Raw genomic sequence first — 20,432 nt, 5'->3', positions numbered from 1 at the left:
CTCACGCTAACCGCGGCCCTCGGACTCCGCTCACCAGCACCACCTCAAGGGTGCGCGGGCCGTGCACGCCCTCCACCCGGTCCAGTTCGATGTCGCTGGTGGCGGACGGTCCCGAGATCCAGGTCAGCGGGCGGGCGGGGTCGAGCCGTTCGAGTGCCTGCGGTACGGAGGAGACCACCTGGTCAGGGACCCGAACGACACAGATGTGGTGGTCGGGGACGAGCGTGATGCGGCGGCGGCCCTGGTCGGGGCCGCCGTCCAGGACGATCGTGCCCGTCTCCGCGACGGCGACCGCGCAGCCGGTGACGACGCTGTCGACCGCGTCGAGCTCGTGCGCAGTGCTCGCGGCACGGTCCTCGACACGGGTCGCGTCGGAGGCCTGCAGCCAGCCCGGCGGGAGGCCCGGCGGCACGAGCACGGTCCGCGCACCGCGATCCGCGAGCAGCCGCCCGAGCAGCTCCGGAAGCTCCTCGGATGCGCAGCGGTGCACGAGCGCGCGATAGTCGGCGAGGTTCTCCGCGAGCAGCCCGACGGTCCGCTCGGTGCCGCGGTGGCCGTGTTCGCGCAGGTAGTCGCGGGGGACAGGTGCGTTGTCGGCATCGCGTACGTCGGCCAGTGCCCGCCGTACGCGGCCCAGGATCTGGTCCCTGCTGCTCACTTCTCGCCGCCCTTCTGCGTCCGGTCGCCGGACGTACGCCGCCACCAGTCGCGGAACGGCTCCGCGGGCACCTTCGGCAGATCCCGTGTCCCGCTCCACGCCCGCCCGGGTCCGGGAAGCGTGCGCGGATGGACGCGCCGGGTCCCGGACGCAAGACGCTGTCCGGCCCGCAGCGCCCCGGGACGGCCGAACGCCCAGCCCGCCGCGCGCATCGCCGCCCGCTCGGCGGCGTGCCCCTTCGCGGGCCGGAGCGTCACCTTCGAACCGTGCCGGGTCACCTCGCCGCCCTGGACCACCCGCTCCCGCAGATGGACGAGGACTTCGGGGATGTCGATGGCCACCGGGCACACCTCGTAGCAGGCCCCGCAGAGGGACGACGCGTACGGCAGAGAGGCGTCGATCTCGCTCTGGGTGCCGCGCAGTTGGGGGCTGAGGATCGCTCCGATGGGGCCGGGGTAGACCGAGCCGTACGCGTGGCCCCCCGCGCGTTCGTACACCGGGCAGACGTTGAGGCAGGCGGAGCAGCGGATACAGCGCAGCGCCTGGCGGCCCACCTCGTCGGCGAGCGTGTCGCTGCGGCCGTTGTCGAGGAGCACGAGGTGGAAGGTGCTCGGGCCGTCCTCCTCGGAGGTGCCGGTCCACATCGACGTGTACGGATTCATCCGCTCGGCCGTCGAGGAGCGGGGGAGGGTCTGCAGGAAGACCTCCAGGTCCTGCCAGCTCGGCACGATCTTCTCGATGCCGACGACCGAGATCAGCGTCTCGGGGAGCGTGAGGCACATGCGGCCGTTGCCCTCCGACTCGACGACGACCAGGGTGCCCGTCTCGGCGACCATGAAGTTCGCCCCGGAGACGCCGACCTTGGCGCGCAGGAACTTCTCCCGGAGGTGCAGACGGGCGGCCTCGGCGAGTTCGGCGGGGGTGTCGGTGAGGCCGTCCGGGGCGGGGCGGCCCCACTCGCTCATCTCGCGCGCGAAGATCTCGCGGATCTCACCGCGGTTGCGGTGGATGGCCGGCACCAGGATGTGCGAGGGGCGGTCCTTGCCCAGCTGGACGATGAGTTCGGCGAGGTCGGTCTCGTACGCGTGGATGCCCGCCTCTTCGAGCGCTTCGTTGAGGCCGATCTCCTGCGTGGCCATCGACTTGACCTTGACGACCTCCGTCTCGCCGGTCTCCTGGACGAGGCGGGTCACGATGCGGTTGGCCTCGTCGGCATCGGCGGCCCAGTGCACGATGCCGCCCGCCGCCGTGACCGACTCCTCCAACTGGACCAGATAGTGGTCGAGACGGGATAGGGTGCGGTCCTTGATCTGCTTTCCGGCCTCGCGCAGCTGCGCCCAGTCGTCCAACTCCGCGACGGCGCGCGCCCGTTTGTCGCGGATGGTGTGCGTGGCGTGCCGCAGATTGGCGCGCAGGGTCTTGTCGCCCACGGCCTCGCGGGCCGCGACGGGAAAGGCGGGCATGCCCACGAAGGTGCCGCTCGTGCCGCTCATGACAGGGGCTCCTCTTCCGTGCTCGCCAGGATCTCCGCGATGTGGACCGGGCGCAGACCGCTCTTGAGGCGGGTCATCGTGCCCCCGATGTGCATCAGGCAGGAGTTGTCCGCCGCGCACAGGGCGTCGGCGCCCGTCGACTCGGCGTTGCGCACCTTGTCCGTGCCCATCGCCGAGGAGACATCGGAGTTCTTCATGGCGAAGGTGCCGCCGAATCCGCAGCACTCGTCCGCGCCCGGGAGCGCACGCAGCTCCAGGCCCTTGACCGCCTGGAGCAGTCGCGTGGGGCGATCGCCGAGGCCCAGACTGCGCAGGCCGTGGCAGGTCGGGTGGTACGTCACCGTGTGCGGGTAGTACGCCCCGACATCCGTCACACCAAGGACGTCCACCAGGAACTCGGTGAGTTCGTACGTCTTGGGCACGACGGGTGCCAGCGTCGCCGCCAGACCGCCACCACGGCCCTCCGAACGAGCTCGCTCTCCCATGCGCGGATACAGCTCGCGGACCATCGCCCCGCACGAACCCGACGGCGTCACGATCGCGTCGTACTCATCCGAGCCGAAGACATCGGAGAAATGACGGGCGAGTGGCTCTGCCTGGTGGCGGTAGCCCGTGTTGTAGTGCGCCTGCCCGCAGCAGGTCTGCGCCATCGGGAAGTCGACCTCAACTCCCAGCCTGGTCAGCAGTTTCACCACCGCTCGGCCCGTGTCCGGATAGAGCGTGTCGTTGACACAGGTCAGGAACAGAGCGACACGCATCGCGGGTTCCTCCTCGTCGATCATCGGATGGATGCAGCGTAAGCGCTACGCGCGCTGTGCGGGAGTCATGACGCCGGGACGTGTCATGAGGCCTGGACGCGTCGTGCCGCCGCGTCCCACGCCGCGCGGCTCGCCGGGTCACCGGTCGGCTCGTAGCGCGTCAGGTGCTGGGTGCGGGCAAGGAGGGCGCGCATCTTGTGGCGGTCGTCGCCCATCACGCCGTGCGCCCTGGCCTGAACGAGTACGTTGCCCAGCGCCGCCGCCTCCGCCGGGCCGGCGACGACGGGCAGCCCGCAGGCGTCCGCGGTCAGTTGACACAGGAGAGCGTTGCGCGCGCCCCCGCCGACTATGTGCACCACGTCCACGCAGCGGTCCGCGAGGCGTTGGGCGTCCTCGATGGCCCGGCGGTGCGCCAGGGCGAGGGAGTCGAGGATGCAGCGGGTCGTCTCGGCGGGGGTTCCGGGAGCGGGCTGTCCGGTGGCCCGGCAGGCGTCGGCTATACGGTGCGGCATGTTGCCGGGAGGCAGAAAGGCGGGGTCAGCCGCGTCGACGAGCGAGCGCAGGGCGGGAACGGCGGCCGCTTCGAGCAGCAGCGCTTCCAGACCGGGGACGCTTGCGTCCGTGTTCCAGGTGCGCAGGCACTCCTGGAGCAGCCACAGGCCCATGATGTTGCGCAGATAGCGGACCGTGCCGTCTATGCCGAGCTCGTTGGTGAAGTTGGCCTTGCGGCTCTCCTCGGTTCGGACGGGCGCGGTCAACTCCAGGCCCGCCAGAGACCATGTGCCGGTGCAGATATAGGCGAAGTCATCGGTCGTGGCAGGGACGGCGGCGACGGCCGACGCGGTGTCGTGCGAGGCGACGGTCGTCACGGGGGTGGGTGCGGTCAGGCCGGTGTCGTCGAGAACCTGCGGGAGCAGGTGGCCCGCCGGGGCGCCTGGGCGCCGGACGGGGGCGAAGAGGCTGAGGTCGATGCCGAGCCGCGCCGCCACCTCGTGGGACCACTCGCCTGTGCCGGGGTCCATGAGCTGCGTGGTGGAGGCGTTGGTCAGCTCGGTGCCGAGCTCGCCCGTCAGCCAGTACGTGAACAGGTCGGGGATGAGCAAGAGGCGCTTGGCGGCAGCGAGTTGGGCCGATTCCTGGGCGGCCAGGAGCTGGTACAGGGTGTTGAAAGGTGCGTACTGGACTCCGGTGGCGGCGTAGAGCTCGGTGGCCGGGACCGTGTTCCACGCTTTGGCCGCGATGCCTTCGGTGCGGGTGTCGCGGTAGTGCACCGGGTTGCCGAGGAGGGCGCCGTCCGCGTCGAGGAGGCCGTAGTCGACTGCCCAGCCGTCGATGCCGATGGAGGTGAGAGGAGCGACGGAGCCCGCGGCGCGGAGGCCGCCCAGGACCCCGGCGTACAGGCACAGGACGTCCCAGTGCAGGGTGCCGGCGGTACGGACGGGGCGGTTGGGGAAGCGATGTGTTTCCTGGAGGGTGAGGGTGTCGGGGCCCGCCTCGGCCACCATGACGCGTCCGCTGGAGGCACCGAGATCGATGGCGGCGAAGCGGTGTTGTGCGCGGGGTGCGCGGGCGCGGGGCGTGTGGTGCGGGTCGGGGTTGAGGTTGGGCATGGGGGCTCGCAGGGGTTGAAGGGCGGGTGGCGCGGGGGTGGGTGCGGGCGCGCGTGGGGGTGCGTTTGCCTGTGCCGATGTTCGGTGGGCGCGTCGTGGCTCGTGGGTGCGGGGCCGTGCCGGTATGGCGTCCTCGCCATCGTCCGGTGGCCGCCGGGACGCTTTGGTCCCGGAGCGCCGCGAACCGTGCTCCGGGCCGGCATACCGGCAGGGGCTCGGTGGTTACCTGAGGAATGCCGCCGCGACGCCCGCGTCCACCGGTATGTGCAGGCCCGTCGTGTGGGTCAGGTCGCCTGCCGTCAGGGCGAAGACCGCGTTGGCCACATGTTCGGGGAGCACTTCGCGCTTGAGGAGGGTGCGCTGGGCGTAGAACTCGCCCAGGTTCTCCTCCTTGATCCCGTACGTCGCCGCGCGCTGAGCGCCCCAGCCGCCGGCGAAGATCCCCGAGCCGCGGACCACGCCGTCCGGATTGATGCCGTTCACACGGATGCCGTGCTCGCCCAATTCGGCGGCCAGGAGCCGCACTTGATGGGCTTGGTCCGCTTTGGTGGCGGAGTACGCGATGTTGTTCGGGCCCGCGAACACCGCGTTCTTCGACGTGATGTAGATGATGTCGCCGCCCAGCGCCTGGTCCCGCATGACGCGGGCCGCCTCGCGGGAGACGAGGAAGGAGCCGCGGGCCATGATGTCGTGCTGGAGGTCCCAGTCCCGGGCCGTGGTGTCGAGCAGGGGCTTGGAGATGGAGATGCCTGCGTTGTTCACCACCAGGTCGACTCCGCCGAAGGCCAGGGCCGCCAATTTGAAGGCGGCCTTGATCTGTTCCTCGGACGTGACGTCCATGGGGATGGCCACGGCCTTGTCCGGCCCGCCCAGCTCGTCCGCCACCGCGGTCGCGTTCTCCGCGTCGAGGTCCGCCACCGCGACGCAGGCGCCCTCCGCCACCAGGCGGTGCGCGATCGCCTTGCCGATGCCGCTGCCCGCCCCGGTCACCAGGGCGACGCGGGTGGCCAAAGGCTTGGGCTTCGGGAGGCGTTGCAGCTTGGCCTCCTCCAGCGGCCAGTACTCGATGCGGAACTTCTCCGACTCGTCGATCGGGGCGTACGTGGAGACCGCCTCGGCGCCACGCATGACGTTGATGGCGTTCACATAGAACTCGCCTGCCACCCGGGCCGTCTGCTTGTCCTTGCCGAAGGAAAACATGCCCACGCCCGGGACGAGGACGATGGCCGGGTCGGCGCCGCGCATGGCGGGAGAGGCCGGGTCGGCGTGGCGGGTGTAGTAGGCCGCGTACTCCTCGCGGTAGGCGGCGTGCAGCTCCTTGAGGCGGGCGACGGCCTCCGGGAGCGGGGCGGTCGGCGGCAGGTCCAGGACCAGGGGCCGGATCTTCGTGCGGAGAAAGTGGTCGGGGCAGGAGGTGCCCAGGGCCGCCAGACGCGGGTGCTCTGTGGCGGCCAGGAAGTCCAGGACGACGTCCGTGTCGGTGAAATGGCCGACCTGGGGACGGTCCTGAGAGGCCAGTGAGCGGATGTGCGGGGCCAGTTCGGCCGCACGGTCGCGGCGGTCGGCCGTGGGGAGCGGGCCATACCCCTCCAGGGCCGGGCCGAACGCCATGGGCCTGCCACGGTCGGCGAGAAACGCCTCCGCCGTGCGGATGATGTGCAGCGAGTTGCGCTCGCACTCCTGTGCCGTGGCGCCCCAGGCCGTGATGCCGTGACCGCCCAGGATGCAACCGATGGCGTCGGGGTTGGCGGCCTGCACGGCGGCGATGTCCAGGCCCAGCTGGAAACCGGGGCGCCGCCAAGGCACCCAGGCCACCGTGGGGCCGAAGCACTCCGCCGTCAGCTTCTCGCCGTCCGCGGCGCAGGCCAGGGCGATGCCCGAGTCCGGGTGCAGATGGTCCACGTGCGGAGCGTCCACCAAGGCGTGCATCGCCGTGTCGATGGAAGGTGCCGCGCCGCCCTTGCCGTGCAGGCAGTAGTCAAAGGCACCGACCATCTCGTCCTCACGGTCCGGGCCCGCGTACACCTCCTTCAGCGCGTGCAGGCGGTCGAGGCGCAGGACCGCCAGGCCTTCCTCGGTGAGGGTGCCCAGGTCGCCGCCCGAGCCCTTGACCCACATCAGGTCCGTGTCCGCGCCCGTGACCGGGTCGGGAGCCGTGCCTTTCGCCGACGCGTTGCCGCCCGCGTAATTGGTGTTGCGCGGGTCGGCGCCCAAGCGGTGCGCGCGGTCGAGGAGTTCGGTGATCCGTTCGTGCCGTGTCATGTCGCTCATGCCCCCCATCCGGCCTGCTCGCCGCCCACGCGGTCCTTGACGATCTGCTCCTGCCAGCCTGACTCCCGATAGGCCCTCATGGGATCAGGGTCGAGCCCCGAGTCCTCCCTGACTTCTGCCAGTAGGGGACGGACGTCGGTGTTGAACGCTTCCATCAAGGCCGCGTTGGCGGCGAGCACGTCGCCGGTCCGCTGCGCCTCGGCCAGCGCGTCCCCGTCGACGAGGAGGGCCTTCGCCGTGGCCTCCTGCACATTCATCACCGAGCGGATGATCGCGGGGATCTTCGCCTCGATGTTGTGGCACTGGTCGAGCATGAACGCGATGTCCGAGTCCAGGCCGCCGCCCCGGACGACCTCGTACATGATCCGGAAGAGCTGGAAGGGGTCCGCGGCGCCCGCCATCAGGTCGTCGTCCGCGTAGAAGCGCGAGTTGAAGTCGAAGCCGCCCAGGCGGCCCTCGCGCAGGAGGGTCGCCACGATGAACTCGATGTTGGTGCCGGGCGCGTGGTGGCCGGTGTCCACGACCACCTGCGCCTTCGGACCGAGTTTCAGGCAGTGCGCGTAGGCAGTGCCCCAGTCCGGGATGTCCGTCGCGTAGAAGGCGGGCTCGAAGAGCTTGTACTCGATGAGCATGCGCTGGTCGTCGCCGAGCCGGTCATAGGTCGTCCGCAGGGCCTCCGCGAGCCGGTCCTGGCGGGCCCCGAGGTCGTCCTGGCCCGGGTAGTTGGTGCCGTCGGAGAACCACAGCTTCAGGTCGCGTGAGCCCGTCGCGTCCATGATGTCCACGCACTCGAGAAGGTGGTCGAGTGCCTTGCGCCGGACCGTCGGGTCCGGGTTGGTGACCGAGCCGAGCTTGTAGTCGTCGTCCTGGAAGACGTTGGCGTTGATCGCGCCGAGCGTCACGCCGTGCTCGGCCGCGTAGTCCGCGAGCGCCGCGTAGTCGTCGACCTTGTCCCAGGGGATGTGCAGGGCGACCCTGGGCGCCACGCCCGTGTGGGCGTGCACGCGGGCGGCGTCGTCCAGCTTCTCCCGGGTCGTGCGGGGGACACCTGGCTGCGCGAAGACCTTGAAGCGCGTACCGGAGTTGCCGTACGCCCAGGACGGGGTTTCCAGGGCCTGGGTGGTGAGTGCCGCTTTCACGGCGTCCTTGCTGGTTCCGGCGGTCATCGCGCAGCCTTCCGAAAGAGCGGTCGAGGTCGGTCAGTTGGAGAATCGGTGCGTGCCGGAGGCGACGGCGAAGACGGCGCAGCCGTCTTCCATCCGCAGGAACTCCGCCGCGTCATGCGTCACTTGTGTGCGCTTGTCGGCGGGGATCCACACCTCCGCCGTGGTGTTGGCGGGCAGGGTCAGGGTGAGACGGAACCCTTCGTCGTCCGTCTTCCAGTGGGTGCTGACCGGGCCGTAGAGCGCGTCGAAGCTGCTTCGGGCCTCGGTCACGCCGCCGCCGGGCCGCGGACGGACGAGGATCTTGCGGAAGCCCGGGTCGGCCGGTGCGATGCCCGCGATGTTGGCGTACATCCACTCGCCCACCGAGCCGTAGGCGTAGTGGTTGAAGGAGTTCATGCCGGCGTCCTGGAAGCTCCCGTCCGGCTTGATGGAGTCCCAGCGCTCCCACATCGTCGTGGCGCCCTTGTCGATCTGGTAGCCCCAGCTGGGGAAGGACTTCTGGACGAGGAGGCGGTAGGCGACGTCCGTGTGGCCGGTCGCCGTCAGGACGGGGAGCAGGCGTGGTGTGCCGAGGAAGCCCGTCGACAGGTGCCAGTCCTTGGACTTGATGAGCTCCACCAGGCGGGCGGCCGCCGGTGCGCGGTCGCCGTCGGTGAGCAGGTCCATGGACAGGGCCAGGACGTACGCGGTCTGCGTGTCGCCCTTCACCCGCCCGCCGCCGGTCACGTATGCCGCACGGAAGGCTTCACGGACGCTCCCGAACAGCTTCTTGTACGGCGCGGGGTCCTTGCCCAGTGCTTCGGCCACCCGCGCCACGAGGTCCGCGCTGTGGGCGAAGTAGGCGGTGCCTATGACGTCCTTGGGGGTCTCGTCCTGGATGTTGAGCCAGTCGCCGTAGCCCTCGGCGGGACGCAGATATCCGGAGCTGTGCTTCTCCAGATAGTCGAGCCACTTCAGCATCGAGGACCAGGACTGCTCCAGGACGCGCTTGTCCCCGTAGGCCTGGTACAGCGCCCAGGGCACGGTCACGCCTGCGTCGCCCCAGCCGGCCACGCCCTTGCCGACGGTGCCGACGAACGGGGCCACATCGGGGAACGCGCCGTCCTCGGGCTGCCCGTCGCGCAGGTCGTCGAGCCACTTCGTGAGGAAGCGCGCCGACTCCATCGTGTAGGCGGCGGTCGGCGCGAAGACGTTGATGTCGCCCGTCCAGCCGAGCCGCTCGTCACGCGCGGGGGTGTCGGTCGGGATGGAGAGGAAGTTGCCGCGCTGGCCCCAGGTGATGTTGCTGTGCAGCTGGTTGAGCATGGGGACGTTCGTCTCGAAGTCCATCGTGAAGGGCGCCGACGTGTGGATGACGCGACCCGTCACGGCGTCGAGCGGTGGCGTGCCCGGGTAGCCCGTCACCTCCACGTAGCGGAAGCCGTGGAAGGTGAACCGCGGCTCGTACGTCTCCTTGCCGCCGCCCTTGAGCGTGTACGTGTCGGTGGCGCGCGCGGACCGCAGATTGGCGGTGTAGAGCGTGCCGTCGGGGTTGAGGACCTCCGCATGACGCAGCTGGACCTTCGTGCCGGCCTTCCCGGAGACCTTCAGCCGGACCGCGCCGACCATGTTCTGACCGAGGTCGAAGACGAAGACACCGGGCTTCGGCTCGCTCACCTTCCGGGCGGAGATCTCGCTCTCCACGCGCGTGTGCCCGTCGATCTGGGCCACGACGGCGGCCTCGACCTTGTCGACGGCGTCAGCGGCGACCCACTTCGAGTCGTCGAACCCGGCACGTGTCCAGCCCGCGGTCTCCAGGCGGGCGTCGTAGTCCTCGCCCGACAGGAGGTCCGCGGCGGTGACCGGGCCCGTGGCGGCGCGCCAGTCGGTGCCGGACAGCACACGGTCGGTGGAGCCGTCGGTGTACGTGACCTCCAACTGGGCCAGGAAAGCCGGGCGTTCGCCGTACTGGTGCGGACCGAACATGCCGACGTTGCCCGCGTACCAGCCGACCGCGACCGTCACACCAAGTGCGTTGGCACCGGTCTTGAGCTGCTTGGTGACGTCGTACGTCTGGTACTGGACCCGCTTGTCGTAGTCGGTCCAGCCGGGCGCCAGACGGTCGTCGCCGACCCGCTCGCCGTTCAGCCAGGCGTCGTAGAGGCCGAGGGCCGTGGAGTACAGCCGGGCCCGGGCGACCTTCTTCCCCGGCCGCAGGCGGAACTCGTGGCGCAACTGGGCGGCGGGGCAATGGTTGGCGGCGACCTTCCCCCAAGGGCCCGCACCCCAGGCCGCGGCGACCTTGGCCGCCGGCCATGAGGCGTCGTCGTATCCCGGAGACTGCCAGTCGCCGGCGGGCTCCTTGTCGGTGGTCCTCCAGGTGGCGTCGGTGGTGAGGGTGCGTACGCCGTCGGCGGTCGTCAGCTCCAGCACACCGAGCAGACCGGCGGGCCCGGTGGTGGCGTTCGTGGCGGACACGGCGATGACCGTGGCGCCCGCGCGGAGTCGGTCGGTCACGTCGACGACCGTGGGGCGGCGCCAGTTGTCGGCGGCGCTGTCCGCTTCGGTGTGCGCCACGCGCGTGCCGTCCACATACGCGGTGTAGCCGTCGTCGGCCGTCATGACCAGCCGCGCGCGGGTCACCCCTTCGGGGACATCGACGCTTCCGCGGAACCACCGGGTGGCGGCCGGAGCGCTGGTCGCGGGGTCGCCCTCGGGGAACCAGATCCAGGAGGCGTCGTCCAGGGCGGGCGCCCCGACGAGGGACGCGGGTGCGCCGATCCACCTCGCCGTCCAGTCCTTCGCCGCCACGAGCCCGGTCTCCCACCAGGAGGCCTCGCTCCAGCCGGAGGCCTTCCCCGCGGTGTCCCAGACGCGGACCGACCAGTAGTAGCGCGTACGGGACTTGAGGTCGGGGCCCGCGTACGGGACCAGGACGGAGTCGCCGGACGCGACCTTGCCGCTGTCCCATACGTCGGGCTCCGGAAGGCGGCTCGCGGCGGTGGCCACGCGCACCTGGTAGGCGCTCTGCGCCTGGCCCTCCTCGGATGACGTCAGGGGCCAACTCAGCCTCGGACGCGGCACGTCGAGACCGAGCGGGTGTCTCACGTACTCCACGGTGGGTCTGGTCACGCGCAGGGCCCGGCCGCCCGCGGAGGGGGCGGCATGGGCCGTCGGAAGGGGGCCGGCGGCCATCGCCGTTCCCAGGGCGGCCGTGGCGGTGGTGCTGAGCAGTCGTCTTCTGCTGATCACAACTCGACTCCGTAACGACTCGACGATGAATCGTTTCACGAGAGGCGAAGCTAGGGAGCGCGCCGTCCGCTGTCAAGAGCCCAGAGCTCCATGCCCCTTGGTGCAACGAGTCTCGACAGGATTTTCAAGTCCTGCCCATTGACGCCGTAGTTGGCACGGGTTTAGCTTCCTCGAAAATTGATTGAAACCTTTCACGCCAAGTGTCCGGCGGGTGACTCCCGATGACCTCCGAGGCCGCCCGACGCCTGAGCCCCCACGCCAGAAGCCGCATGCCCTTCGTGACCGATCGGTGCTACCTATGAGAGAGCCCCCCGTCCTTGCCGTGCAGGGCCTGAGCAAGTCCTTCGGGGCCGTGCGAGCCCTTCACGACGTCTCCCTGGAGCTGCATGCCGGTGAGGCGCACGCCCTCGCGGGCGAGAACGGCGCAGGGAAATCCACCCTCATCAAGACCCTCGCCGGGGTCCACCGGCCGGACGCGGGGGAGCTGTCGCTCGACGGGTCCCCGGTCGTCTTCCACGGACCGGGAGACGCAAGGGACGCGGGCGTCGCCGTCATCTACCAGGAGCCGACGCTCTTCCCCGACCTCTCCGTCGCCGAGAACATCTTCATGGGGCGCCAGCCCCGCCGCTCCTTCGGCCGCGTCGACCACAAGGCCGTGCACGCCGCGGCCGACGCGCTCTTCAAGCGCCTGGCCGTGGACCTCGACCCCGAACAGCCCGCCCGCGGCCTGTCCATCGCCGACCAGCAGATCGTCGAGATCGCCAAGGCGCTCTCCTTCGACGCCCGGGTCCTGATCATGGACGAGCCGACCGCGGCGCTCACCGGCAGCGAGGTGGCCCGCCTCTTCGGCGTCGTCCGCACCCTGCGCGAACAGGGCGCCGCGGTCCTCTTCATCTCGCACCGCCTGGAGGAGATCTTCGAGCTCTGCCAGCGCGTCACCACGCTGCGCGACGGCGGCCTGATCGCGAGCGAGCCGCTCGAAGGCCTCACCGAGGACGACCTCGTGCGCCGCATGGTGGGCCGTGACCTCGACGAGCTCTACCCGAAGCAGGACACACAGGTGGGCGACGTCGCCCTCAGCGTCCGCCGGCTGACCCGCGAGGGCGTCTTCACCGACGTCTCGTTCGACGTGCGGCGCGGAGAGATCGTCGGGCTCGCGGGACTCGTCGGAGCCGGGCGCAGCGAGGTCGCGCGGGCCGTGTTCGGCGTCGACCGGTGGGACGCCGGCACGGTCGAGGTGCAGGGGAAGGAGCTGATCAACGGAGCCCCCAGCACCGCCATGGCGGCCGGGCTCGCGCTCGTCCCCGAGGACCGGCGCGCCCAGGGCCTGGTGATGGACATGTCGATCGAGCGCAACATCGGGCTCACGGGGCTGCGTACGACGGTGCGCGCGGGCCTGATGGACCGCGGCGCCGAGCGCAGCCGCTCGCTCGACTGGGCGGTGCGGCTCCAGGTGAAGTACGCGCGCATCGCCGACGCCGTGGGCACCCTGTCGGGCGGCAACCAGCAGAAGGTCGTCCTCGCCAAGTGGCTCGCCACCCGGCCCCAGGTGCTGATCGTGGACGAACCGACCCGCGGCATCGACGTCGGCACCAAGGCCGAAGTGCACCGCCTGCTGTCCGAACTCGCCGCCGACGGGGTCGCCGTCCTGATGATCTCCTCCGACCTGCCCGAGATCCTCGGCATGGCCGACCGGGTCCTCGTCATGCACGAAGGCCGGCTCACGGCCGAGATCCCGCGCGCGCGGGCCACCGAGGAGTCCGTGATGGCGGCCGCCACCGGGAGGACGGCATGAGCGTGACCACCCAGAGCCCGGCACCCGCCGTGGACCCGGAGAAGGCCGGGGCGACCCGCCTCGTCGACCGCGTCTTCAAGATGCGCGAACTGGCCATCCTGCTGGTCTTCCTGGTGATGATCGGCATCACCCAGGCGGGCAACAGCGAGTTCCTCTCCGAGCAGGGCATCAAGGACCTGCTCCTGAACGCGACCATCCTCGTCCTGGTCGCCACCGGCCAGGCCCTCGTCGTGATCACCCGCAACGTCGACCTGTCGGTCGGCTCGACGCTCGGGATCAGCGCCTTCGCCGCGGGCAACTACCTCCAGGGCGGCGGCAACTCCACGCTCGCGATCCTGCTCGCCGTCGCGCTCGGCGTCGGCTGCGGGCTGCTCAACGGGGCGCTCGTCAGCCTCGGCCAGGTGCCCGCGCTCGTCGTGACCCTCGGCACCCTCTACATCATCCGGGGCATCGACTCCATCTGGGTCGGCTCCCGGCAGATCACCGCGTCCGACCTGCCGGACGGCTTCGTCGACTTCGGCTCCGGCGGCATCTCGGCGGTGCCCTACCTGGGGCTGATCGCGCTCGCCGTCCTGGTCGTGGTCGCGTACTACCTGCGGCACTTCGGCGGCGGACGCGAGCTCTACGCGCTCGGCTCCAACCCGGAGGCCGCACGGCTCGCCGGCATCCCGGTCCGCAAGCGCATCCTCGCCGCCTACACCGCGTGCGGGGCGCTCGCCGGGCTCGCGGGCGCGCTCTACCTGGCCCGCTTCGGCAACGTCGACTCCGCCACCGGCAACGGCTACGAACTCACGGTCGTCAGCGCCGTCGTGGTCGGCGGCGTCGTCTTCACAGGCGGCTCAGGGAGCGTCTACGGAGCGGCGCTCGGCGCCCTGCTCCTGACGTCCATCAACAGCGTGCTCCCCGCGCTCGGCGTGAGCTCCGTGTGGGTGCTCGCCATCAACGGCGTGCTGCTCGTCCTGGCCATCGCCGTCGACCGGATCGTCGCCCTGCGCGTCGCCAAGGCCCTGAAGAAGAGGAACGCTCGCCATGGCTGACTCCAACCGGCTCACTCTCACGCGCGCCATCCGCTGGGACACCGTTGTCGGCGCTCTCCTTGTCGTGCTCCTCCTGATGTCGTTCTCCTTTGTCGACGGTTTCGGGAACGCCCTCAACCTGTCGTTCCTCATCGGCAACACGCTGCCCATCGCGCTGATCGCCCTGCCGATGACGCTTCTCGTCGTCTCCGGAGAGATCGATCTGTCGGTGGCCTCGACGGCGGGGCTCTCCGGAGCGGTGATGGGCGCGCTGTGGAACGGCGGCATGGCCATCGAGACGATCATTCCGCTGGTGCTCCTCATCGGAGTCGTCTGCGGCCTGATCAACGGCCTCCTGGTGACCCGGCTCGGGCTGCCCTCGCTCGCCGTCACCATCGGCACCATGGCCGCCTACCGGGGCATCGCACAGATCGTCCTCGGCTCGGACGCCGTCACCGACTTCCCCACGCAGTACCTGGACTTCGCGGCCGGACGCATCGGCGACACCTTCCTGCCGTACGCGTTCCTGCCCTTCCTCGCGCTGCTCGCGATCGCCGTCCTCGTCCTGCACGCCACGCCCTTCGGGCGCTCGCTCTTCGCCATCGGCGCGAACGAGGAGGCGGCGCGGTTCGCCGGGGTGCGCGTCAAGCGGCACAAGCTGTGGCTGTTCGTCGCCACCGGGCTCATGGCTTCGCTCACGGGCATCTTCTGGGCCCTGCACTACGCGAGCGCCCGCTACGACAACGCCACCGGGCTCGAACTGTCCGTCGTCGCCGCCGTCCTGCTCGGCGGCATCGACTTCGACGGCGGCAAGGGAACGCTCGGCGGGGCCATTGCCGGAGTCTTCCTGCTCGGCGCGCTGCAGAACGCGATGAGCCTGCTGAACGTCTCCGCGCAGTCGCAGATCGTCGTCACCGGAGTGCTGCTCGTGGTGTCCGTGCTCGGGCCGCGCGTGGCCCGCCAGATCGCCGTCGCCAGAGCGGGCCGCCGCGCCGCCGCGGCCGCTCCCGCCCGCTGACCCCTCGTACCGTCCGCACGTCCGAAAGGGACCAACGATGCTCTCTCCCCGCCGATCTCCCCGCCGCTCCGCCCTCACCCGCGCCTGCGTGACCCTGGCAGCCGTGACCTCGCTCGCGCTCACCGCCACCGCCTGCGGAGGCACCACCAAGGAGTCCTCGAAGGACGACGACGCGGCCAAGGCCTCGAACGCCAAGGCCGACCCGAACGCGCCGACCAAGAAGGGCCTCACGGTCGCCTTCCTGCCCAAGCAGGTCAACAACCCGTACTTCACCGTCGCCGACAAGGGCGGCGAGAAGGCGCTCAAGGACCTCGGGTCCTCGTACAAGGAGACGGGCCCCAACAGCGCCACCGACACCAGCGGGCAGGTCTCCTACGTCAACACGCTCACCCAGCAGCAGGTCGACGCCATGGCGGTCTCCGCGCAGGACCCCGGCGCCCTGTGCACCGCCCTCAAGCAGGCCATGAAGAACGACATCAAGGTCGTCACGTACGACTCGGACACCAACCCGGGGTGCCGTGACGTCTTCGTCTCGCAGTCCAGCGCCGAGGCGCTCGGCCGCACCCAAGTGGAGCTGCTCGGCAAGCAGCTCGGCTACAAGGGCGACATCGCGATCCTCTCCGCCGCCCAGACCGCGACGAACCAGAACACCTGGATCCGCTACATGAAGGACGAGCTGAAGAAGCCCAAGTACAAGAACATGAAGCTGGTCAAGACCGCCTACGGCAACGACGACGCCCAGCAGTCCTTCCAGCAGACCCAGGGACTGCTGCAGGAGCACCCGAAGCTGGCCGGGATCATCTCGCCGACGACCGTCGGCATCAAGGCCGCCGCCCAGTACCTCTCCGGATCGAAGTACAAGGGCAAGGTGAGGCTCACCGGCCTGGGGACGCCCAACGACATGCGCCAGTACGTGAAGAACGGCACCGTCGAGGGCTTCGAGCTGTGGGACCCGGCCAAGCTCGGCGCGCTCGCCGCGCACACCGCCGTGGCCCTCAAGTCCGGCCAGATCACCGGCAAGAAGGGCGAGAAGTTCGAGGCCGGCGATCTCGGCAGCTTCACCATCGGTGACAAGGGAGTCGTCGATCTCGGCGAACCGACCGTTTTCGACAAGAAGAACATCGACCAGTACAAATTCTGAGGGGATCGCACGCGTCGGTGCACAATGCACCGCACGCGCAACGGAACAAGGGGACGCATGGTCGGCATCAAAGACGTGGCGAAGCACGCCGGCGTGTCGGTGGGCACCGTGTCGAACGTGATCAACCGTCCGGACGTCGTCTCCGAAGAGACGCGCCACCGGGTGCAGTCCGTCATCGACCGGCTCGGCTACGTCCGCAGCGAGTCCGCACGGCAGCTGCGGGCGGGCCAGAGCCGCATCATGGCGCTGCTCGTGCTCGACATGGGCAACCCCTTCTTCGTGGACGTCGCGCGCGGCGCCGAACGGGCCGCGCGCGACGCGGGGCTGCGCGTCATGATGTGCAACAGCGGACAGAGCCCCTCCGAAGAGGCCGAATACCTGGCGCTCTTCGCCGAACAGCGGGTACGCGGTGTCCTGCTGACCCCGGCCGACGCGACGGGCCGCAACATCGAGGCCTTCCGCAGGCACGACATCCCGTTCGTCCTGGTCGACCGGGTCGCCGAGGGTGCCACCGAGTGCTCCGTCTCCGTCGACGACGTCATGGGCGGGGCCCTCGCGGTGCGCCATCTCCTCGACACGGGGCACCGCAGCATCGCGTACGTGAGCGGCCCGCCCGGACTCAACCAGGTCAAGGACCGCAGGGAAGGGGCGCTGCAAGCCCTCGCCGAGGCGGGTCTGCCCGCCGCGGCGCTGCGGGAACTGCCCACCGAGCGCCTCGACGTGGCCGCCGGGCGTGACGCGGGCGCCCGTGTCCTCGGCCTGGCCGAGCGGCCGACCGCCGTCTTCTGCGCCAACGACCTGCTCGCCCTGGGGGTGCTCCAGGCGATGTACGCGGCAGGGGTGAGCGTGCCCGAGGACATCGCCATCGTCGGCTACGACGACATCGAGTTCGCCGCCGCGGCCGTCGTCCCGCTCACCTCGGTGCGCCAGCCCGCCATCAAGATGGGCGCGATGGCCGCGGAACTCCTCCTGGAGGAGACCGAGTCGGACACCGAAGCCGACGACCATGATCACCGGCGGGTGGTGCTCCAGCCGGAGCTCGTGGTGCGGCGCTCCAGCCTGACGCCTCGCTGAGCGCCTCCGGGGCCCGCTGACCGCCTCTGGGGCGGGTGTGCTGAACTGGGGCGAAGCGTCCCGTTCCGCATCCGCCCTGGAGCTCTCTTGACCCCCGCCGCCAGCGCCACCGCCTCCTACCGTCAGCCCGGCGTCGTCCTCACCGACCACCGCTTCTCCGTGCCCCTCGACCACGACGACCCGGCAGGGGAGCGGATCGAGGTCTTCGCCCGCGAGGCCGTGGCGAGCGCGCGCGGGGACCGCGGTGCCGACCTGCCGTGGCTGGTCTACCTCCAGGGCGGCCCGGGATTCGGGGCCAACCGGTTCGTGGGCAAGGAGGCATGGCTGGGCAGGGCCCTGCAGGACTACCGGGTGCTGCTCCTCGACCAGCGCGGCACCGGCAACTCGACGCCGGCGACGCGCCAGACGCTCCCGCTGCGCGGCGGACCCCGCGAGCAGGCCGACTACCTGACGCACTTCCGCGCCGACTCGATCGTCCGCGACTGCGAGCTGATCCGGCGCGAGCTGACCGGCGGCGCCCCCTGGACCGTACTCGGCCAGAGCTTCGGCGGCTTCTGCGCGACCCACTACCTCTCCGCGGCCCCCGAAGGACTGCACACCGCCCTCATCACCGGCGGTCTGCCCGCACTCGACGGCCACGCGGACGACGTCTACCGCGCCGCGTATCCGCGCATGGAGCGCAAGACCCGCGCCCACTACGCCCGCTACCCCCAGGACGTCGAGCGCGCCCGCCGCATCGCCGCTCACCTCGCCGAGCACGAAACGGTGCTCGACGGCGGCTACCGGCTCACCGTCGAGGCGTTCCAGTCCCTCGGCATGCTGCTCGGCATGAGCGACGGCAGCCACCGCCTCCACTACCTCCTCGAGGACGCCTTCGTGCGCACCCCGGCGGGCCACACGCTCTCCGACGCCTTCCGGGAAGCCGTACAGACCGCCCTCTCGCACCGTGCGCACCCGCTCTTCGCCCTCCTGCACGAGACCATCTACGGCCAGGGGGAGCGGCCCACCGACTGGTCGGCCCAGCGGATGCGCGGCGAGTTCCCGCAGTTCGACCCCGGCAAGGCGCTCGCGGGGGACGCGCCGCTCCTCTTCACCGGGGAAGCCGTCCAGCGCTGGCAGTTCGACTGCGACCCGGCTCTGCGGCCGCTGCGGGAGACCGCCGATCTCCTTGCCGCGCGCACCGGTTGGGCGCCCCTGTACGACACGGCGCGGCTGGCCGCGAACGAGGTGCCGGCCGCCGCCGCCATCTACCACGACGACATGTACGTCGACACCGGCCACTCGCTGCGCACCGCCCGCTCCATCCGCGGCCTGCGGTCCTGGGTCACCGACGAGTACGAGCACGACGGGCTCCGGGTGGGTCCGCCGCGCGTCCTGGACCGGCTCCTCGCCCTCGCGAGGGGCGAGGCCTGAGCCCTCCGCGACGGGGTCCCGCGAAGCTAGGCTGCGGGCATGACAGAGCCGTTGAACGAGAACGACCAGCTCACGCCCATGCCCGAGGACTGGCAGCGGGCCCTCGCCGTCGTCGCCCACCCCGACGACCTGGAGTACGGCTGCTCGGCCGCGATCGCCGGGTGGACGGACGGCGGGCGCGAGGTCGCCTACCTCCTGGCCAGCCGCGGTGAGGCGGGCATCGACACCCTCGACCCCGCCACGTGCGGCCCCCTGCGCGAGCGCGAGCAGCGGGCGAGCGCGGCCGTCGTGGGCGTGTCGACCGTCGAGTTCCTCGACCACAGGGACGGCGTGATCGAGTACGGGATCCAGTTGCGCCGGGACATCGCCGCCGCGGTCCGCAGGCACCGGCCCGAGCTCGTGATCACGCTCAACCACCGCGACACCTGGGGCGGCGTCGCCTGGAACACCCCGGACCACGTCGCCGTCGGCCGCGCCACCCTGGACGCCGTGGCCGACGCGGGCAACCGCTGGATCTTCCCCGAGCTGATCGAGGAGGACGCGCTCGAACCCTGGAACGGCGTGCGCTGGGTGGCCGTCGCCGGTTCCTCGTCGCCCACGCACGCCGCGGACGCCACGGCGGGGCTCGAACGCTCGGTGCGCTCGCTCCTCGAACACCGCACGTACATCGAGGGGTTGACCCAGGAGGACCCCGAGAAGTACTGCCGGGAGTTCCTTACCGGCAACGCACAGAGCGTGGCGCCGCGCTTCGGCGGGAAGCCCGCGGTGTCCTTCGAGGTCTTCAGCCGCTGACGGGTCTTCAGGTGCTGACGAGGTCTTCAGGCGCCGGGCCCCCGCCGCTAAGCTGACGGCGCGTCACATTACTGACGACCCGTCAGAAGTGCAGGCAGGAGCTGGTGCTGGATGATCGACACCATCGGCACGGACATCCCGGAGGGTGAGGAGCGGCTGCGCCTCGACATCGAGGACGGTCTCGGCATCCTCACCCTCTGCCACCCGAAGAAGCTCAACGCGTGGAGCTGGGAGTCCACGCGCCAGCTGGGCATCTTCGCCGACCGGATCCGTTTCGACGACTCGATCAGGGCGGTGCTGCTGCGGGCGGAGGGGCGCGCCTTCTGCGCGGGGATCGACGTCACCGCGCACGTCGGCGGCGCCGTCGAGGGCCGTTCGGGCTCCGAGCGCACGCGCAACTACTACGAGGCCCTGCGCTGGGTCCATGAACGCTTCCGTACCTTCGCCGGCCTTCCGCAGCCCATCGTCGCCGCCGTGCAGGGGTACTGCCTCGGGTTCGGCTTCGAACTCGCGCTGATGGCGGACGTACGGGTCGCGTCCGACGACGCGGTGTTCGCGCTTCCCGAGGCGCAGATCGGTGTCGCGGTGGACGCGGGCGGCGATCTGCGCATCGCGCGCGAGGCCGGTGCGGGCTGGGCCAAGCTGCTCTCGCTCACCGGGCGCCGCATCGACGCGGCCACGGCCGAACGGCTGCGGCTCGTCCAGCTCGTCACGCCCGTGGAGGAGGTGACGAAGACGGCGCGTGAGATCGCCGCGGAAGTCGCGGCGAACGGCCCGCTGGCCGTCCAGGGCATCAAGCGGGGCATCGACGCGTACGCGGACGCGGGGATGGACGCGGCTCTCGACCGGGTCGCGATGAACGCGGCGATCACGCTGACGTCCGAGGACTCGCGTGCCGGATACGCGGCGAAGGGGGCGAGGCGGACAGCGCAGTTCGAGGGCAAGTGACGGCCACGCTGCCGCGAAGGGAGCAGGGCCGAGCAGGGAGTGGGGCCG

The 20,432-nt window shown here is 70.7% G+C and carries 15 protein-coding genes; 8 read left to right on the top strand and 7 right to left on the bottom strand.

What is annotated here, in order from left to right:
- Position 1: 1 nt before the first annotated feature.
- The 7 genes from AB0I66_RS04145 to AB0I66_RS04115 form a co-directional block, all read right to left on the bottom strand.
- Positions 2-658, bottom strand: coding sequence for a lactate utilization protein C (locus AB0I66_RS04145; RefSeq protein WP_363206116.1), 657 nt, complete (start codon positions 656-658; stop codon positions 2-4).
- Entirely contained in the window at positions 655-2,151 is a 1,497-nt protein-coding gene (locus AB0I66_RS04140) for a LutB/LldF family L-lactate oxidation iron-sulfur protein (protein ID WP_363206115.1), read from the bottom strand. The genes AB0I66_RS04145 and AB0I66_RS04140 overlap by 4 nt, the downstream gene beginning before the upstream one ends.
- A complete protein-coding gene (locus tag AB0I66_RS04135) occupies positions 2,148-2,909 on the bottom strand; it encodes a (Fe-S)-binding protein (RefSeq protein ID WP_363206114.1) in 762 nt (253 codons plus the stop codon). The genes AB0I66_RS04140 and AB0I66_RS04135 overlap by 4 nt, the downstream gene beginning before the upstream one ends.
- Positions 2,910-2,992: 83 nt before the next feature.
- On the bottom strand, positions 2,993-4,519 hold the full coding sequence (locus tag AB0I66_RS04130; protein WP_363206113.1) for a rhamnulokinase family protein: 1,527 nt from the start codon (positions 4,517-4,519) through the stop codon (positions 2,993-2,995).
- A 222-nt stretch (positions 4,520-4,741) separates the two neighbouring features.
- Positions 4,742-6,781, bottom strand: a complete 2,040-nt coding sequence (locus tag AB0I66_RS04125) for a bifunctional aldolase/short-chain dehydrogenase (protein ID WP_363206676.1) — start codon at positions 6,779-6,781, stop codon at positions 4,742-4,744.
- A gap of 5 nt (positions 6,782-6,786) precedes the next feature.
- Complete coding sequence (gene rhaI, locus AB0I66_RS04120) at positions 6,787-7,956, bottom strand: L-rhamnose isomerase (RefSeq protein ID WP_363206112.1); 1,170 nt, start codon at positions 7,954-7,956, stop codon at positions 6,787-6,789.
- A 33-nt stretch (positions 7,957-7,989) separates the two neighbouring features.
- The gene (locus AB0I66_RS04115) at positions 7,990-11,187 is read right to left on the bottom strand and encodes an alpha-L-rhamnosidase (RefSeq protein ID WP_363206111.1); all 3,198 of its coding nucleotides are present in this window, start codon (positions 11,185-11,187) and stop codon (positions 7,990-7,992) included.
- A 298-nt stretch (positions 11,188-11,485) separates the two neighbouring features.
- Between AB0I66_RS04115 and AB0I66_RS04110 the strand changes: the two genes are divergently transcribed.
- The 8 genes from AB0I66_RS04110 (at position 11,486) to AB0I66_RS04075 (ending at position 20,384) form a co-directional block, all read left to right on the top strand.
- Positions 11,486-12,982, top strand: a complete 1,497-nt coding sequence (locus AB0I66_RS04110) for a sugar ABC transporter ATP-binding protein (protein WP_363206110.1) — start codon at positions 11,486-11,488, stop codon at positions 12,980-12,982.
- Positions 12,979-14,019 carry an ABC transporter permease gene (locus AB0I66_RS04105; RefSeq protein WP_363206109.1) on the top strand — a complete coding sequence of 347 codons (1,041 nt, stop codon included), beginning with the start codon at positions 12,979-12,981 and terminating at the stop codon, positions 14,017-14,019. The genes AB0I66_RS04110 and AB0I66_RS04105 overlap by 4 nt, the downstream gene beginning before the upstream one ends.
- Entirely contained in the window at positions 14,012-15,016 is a 1,005-nt protein-coding gene (locus tag AB0I66_RS04100) for an ABC transporter permease (protein WP_363206108.1), read from the top strand. The genes AB0I66_RS04105 and AB0I66_RS04100 overlap by 8 nt, the downstream gene beginning before the upstream one ends.
- A 37-nt stretch (positions 15,017-15,053) precedes the next feature.
- A complete protein-coding gene (rhaS, locus tag AB0I66_RS04095; RefSeq protein WP_363206107.1) occupies positions 15,054-16,157 on the top strand; it encodes a rhamnose ABC transporter substrate-binding protein in 1,104 nt (367 codons plus the stop codon).
- 57 nt (positions 16,158-16,214) lie between these two features.
- Positions 16,215-17,231 (top strand): LacI family DNA-binding transcriptional regulator, encoded by a 1,017-nt coding sequence (locus tag AB0I66_RS04090; RefSeq protein ID WP_363206106.1) that lies wholly within the window; start codon positions 16,215-16,217, stop codon positions 17,229-17,231.
- Positions 17,232-17,318: 87 nt separating this feature from the next.
- Positions 17,319-18,644, top strand: a complete 1,326-nt coding sequence (locus AB0I66_RS04085; protein ID WP_363206105.1) for an alpha/beta fold hydrolase — start codon at positions 17,319-17,321, stop codon at positions 18,642-18,644.
- 39 nt (positions 18,645-18,683) lie between these two features.
- Positions 18,684-19,436 carry a PIG-L deacetylase family protein gene (locus AB0I66_RS04080; RefSeq protein WP_363206104.1) on the top strand — a complete coding sequence of 251 codons (753 nt, stop codon included), beginning with the start codon at positions 18,684-18,686 and terminating at the stop codon, positions 19,434-19,436.
- Positions 19,437-19,547: 111 nt separating this feature from the next.
- Positions 19,548-20,384: an enoyl-CoA hydratase/isomerase family protein gene (locus tag AB0I66_RS04075; protein ID WP_363206103.1), complete on the top strand. Its 837-nt coding sequence runs from the start codon at positions 19,548-19,550 to the stop codon at positions 20,382-20,384.
- The last annotated feature ends 48 nt before the right edge of the window (positions 20,385-20,432 follow it).

It is taken from the genome of Streptomyces sp. NPDC050439, assembly GCF_040655335.1.
Taxonomy (GTDB): Bacteria; Actinomycetota; Actinomycetes; order Streptomycetales; family Streptomycetaceae; genus Streptomyces.
The sequence above is the reverse complement of the archived record's forward strand: the minus strand, read 5'-3'. Positions and strand labels throughout refer to the sequence as shown.

Excerpts from the sequence above, each read along its gene's own strand:
- AB0I66_RS04140 (WP_363206115.1), bottom strand. The coding sequence starts at position 2,151 with ATGAGCGGCACGAGCGGCACCTTCGTGGGCATGCCCGCCTTTCCCGTC.
- AB0I66_RS04135 (WP_363206114.1), bottom strand. The coding sequence starts at position 2,909 with ATGCGTGTCGCTCTGTTCCTGACCTGTGTCAACGACACGCTCTATCCG.
- AB0I66_RS04130 (WP_363206113.1), bottom strand. The coding sequence starts at position 4,519 with ATGCCCAACCTCAACCCCGACCCGCACCACACGCCCCGCGCCCGCGCA.
- AB0I66_RS04125 (WP_363206676.1), bottom strand. The coding sequence starts at position 6,781 with ATGACACGGCACGAACGGATCACCGAACTCCTCGACCGCGCGCACCGC.
- rhaI (WP_363206112.1), bottom strand. The coding sequence starts at position 7,956 with ATGACCGCCGGAACCAGCAAGGACGCCGTGAAAGCGGCACTCACCACC.
- AB0I66_RS04110 (WP_363206110.1), top strand. The coding sequence starts at position 11,486 with ATGAGAGAGCCCCCCGTCCTTGCCGTGCAGGGCCTGAGCAAGTCCTTC.
- AB0I66_RS04105 (WP_363206109.1), top strand. The coding sequence starts at position 12,979 with ATGAGCGTGACCACCCAGAGCCCGGCACCCGCCGTGGACCCGGAGAAG.
- AB0I66_RS04100 (WP_363206108.1), top strand. The coding sequence starts at position 14,012 with ATGGCTGACTCCAACCGGCTCACTCTCACGCGCGCCATCCGCTGGGAC.
- rhaS (WP_363206107.1), top strand. The coding sequence starts at position 15,054 with ATGCTCTCTCCCCGCCGATCTCCCCGCCGCTCCGCCCTCACCCGCGCC.
- AB0I66_RS04090 (WP_363206106.1), top strand. The coding sequence starts at position 16,215 with ATGGTCGGCATCAAAGACGTGGCGAAGCACGCCGGCGTGTCGGTGGGC.
- AB0I66_RS04080 (WP_363206104.1), top strand. The coding sequence starts at position 18,684 with ATGACAGAGCCGTTGAACGAGAACGACCAGCTCACGCCCATGCCCGAG.
- AB0I66_RS04075 (WP_363206103.1), top strand. The coding sequence starts at position 19,548 with ATGATCGACACCATCGGCACGGACATCCCGGAGGGTGAGGAGCGGCTG.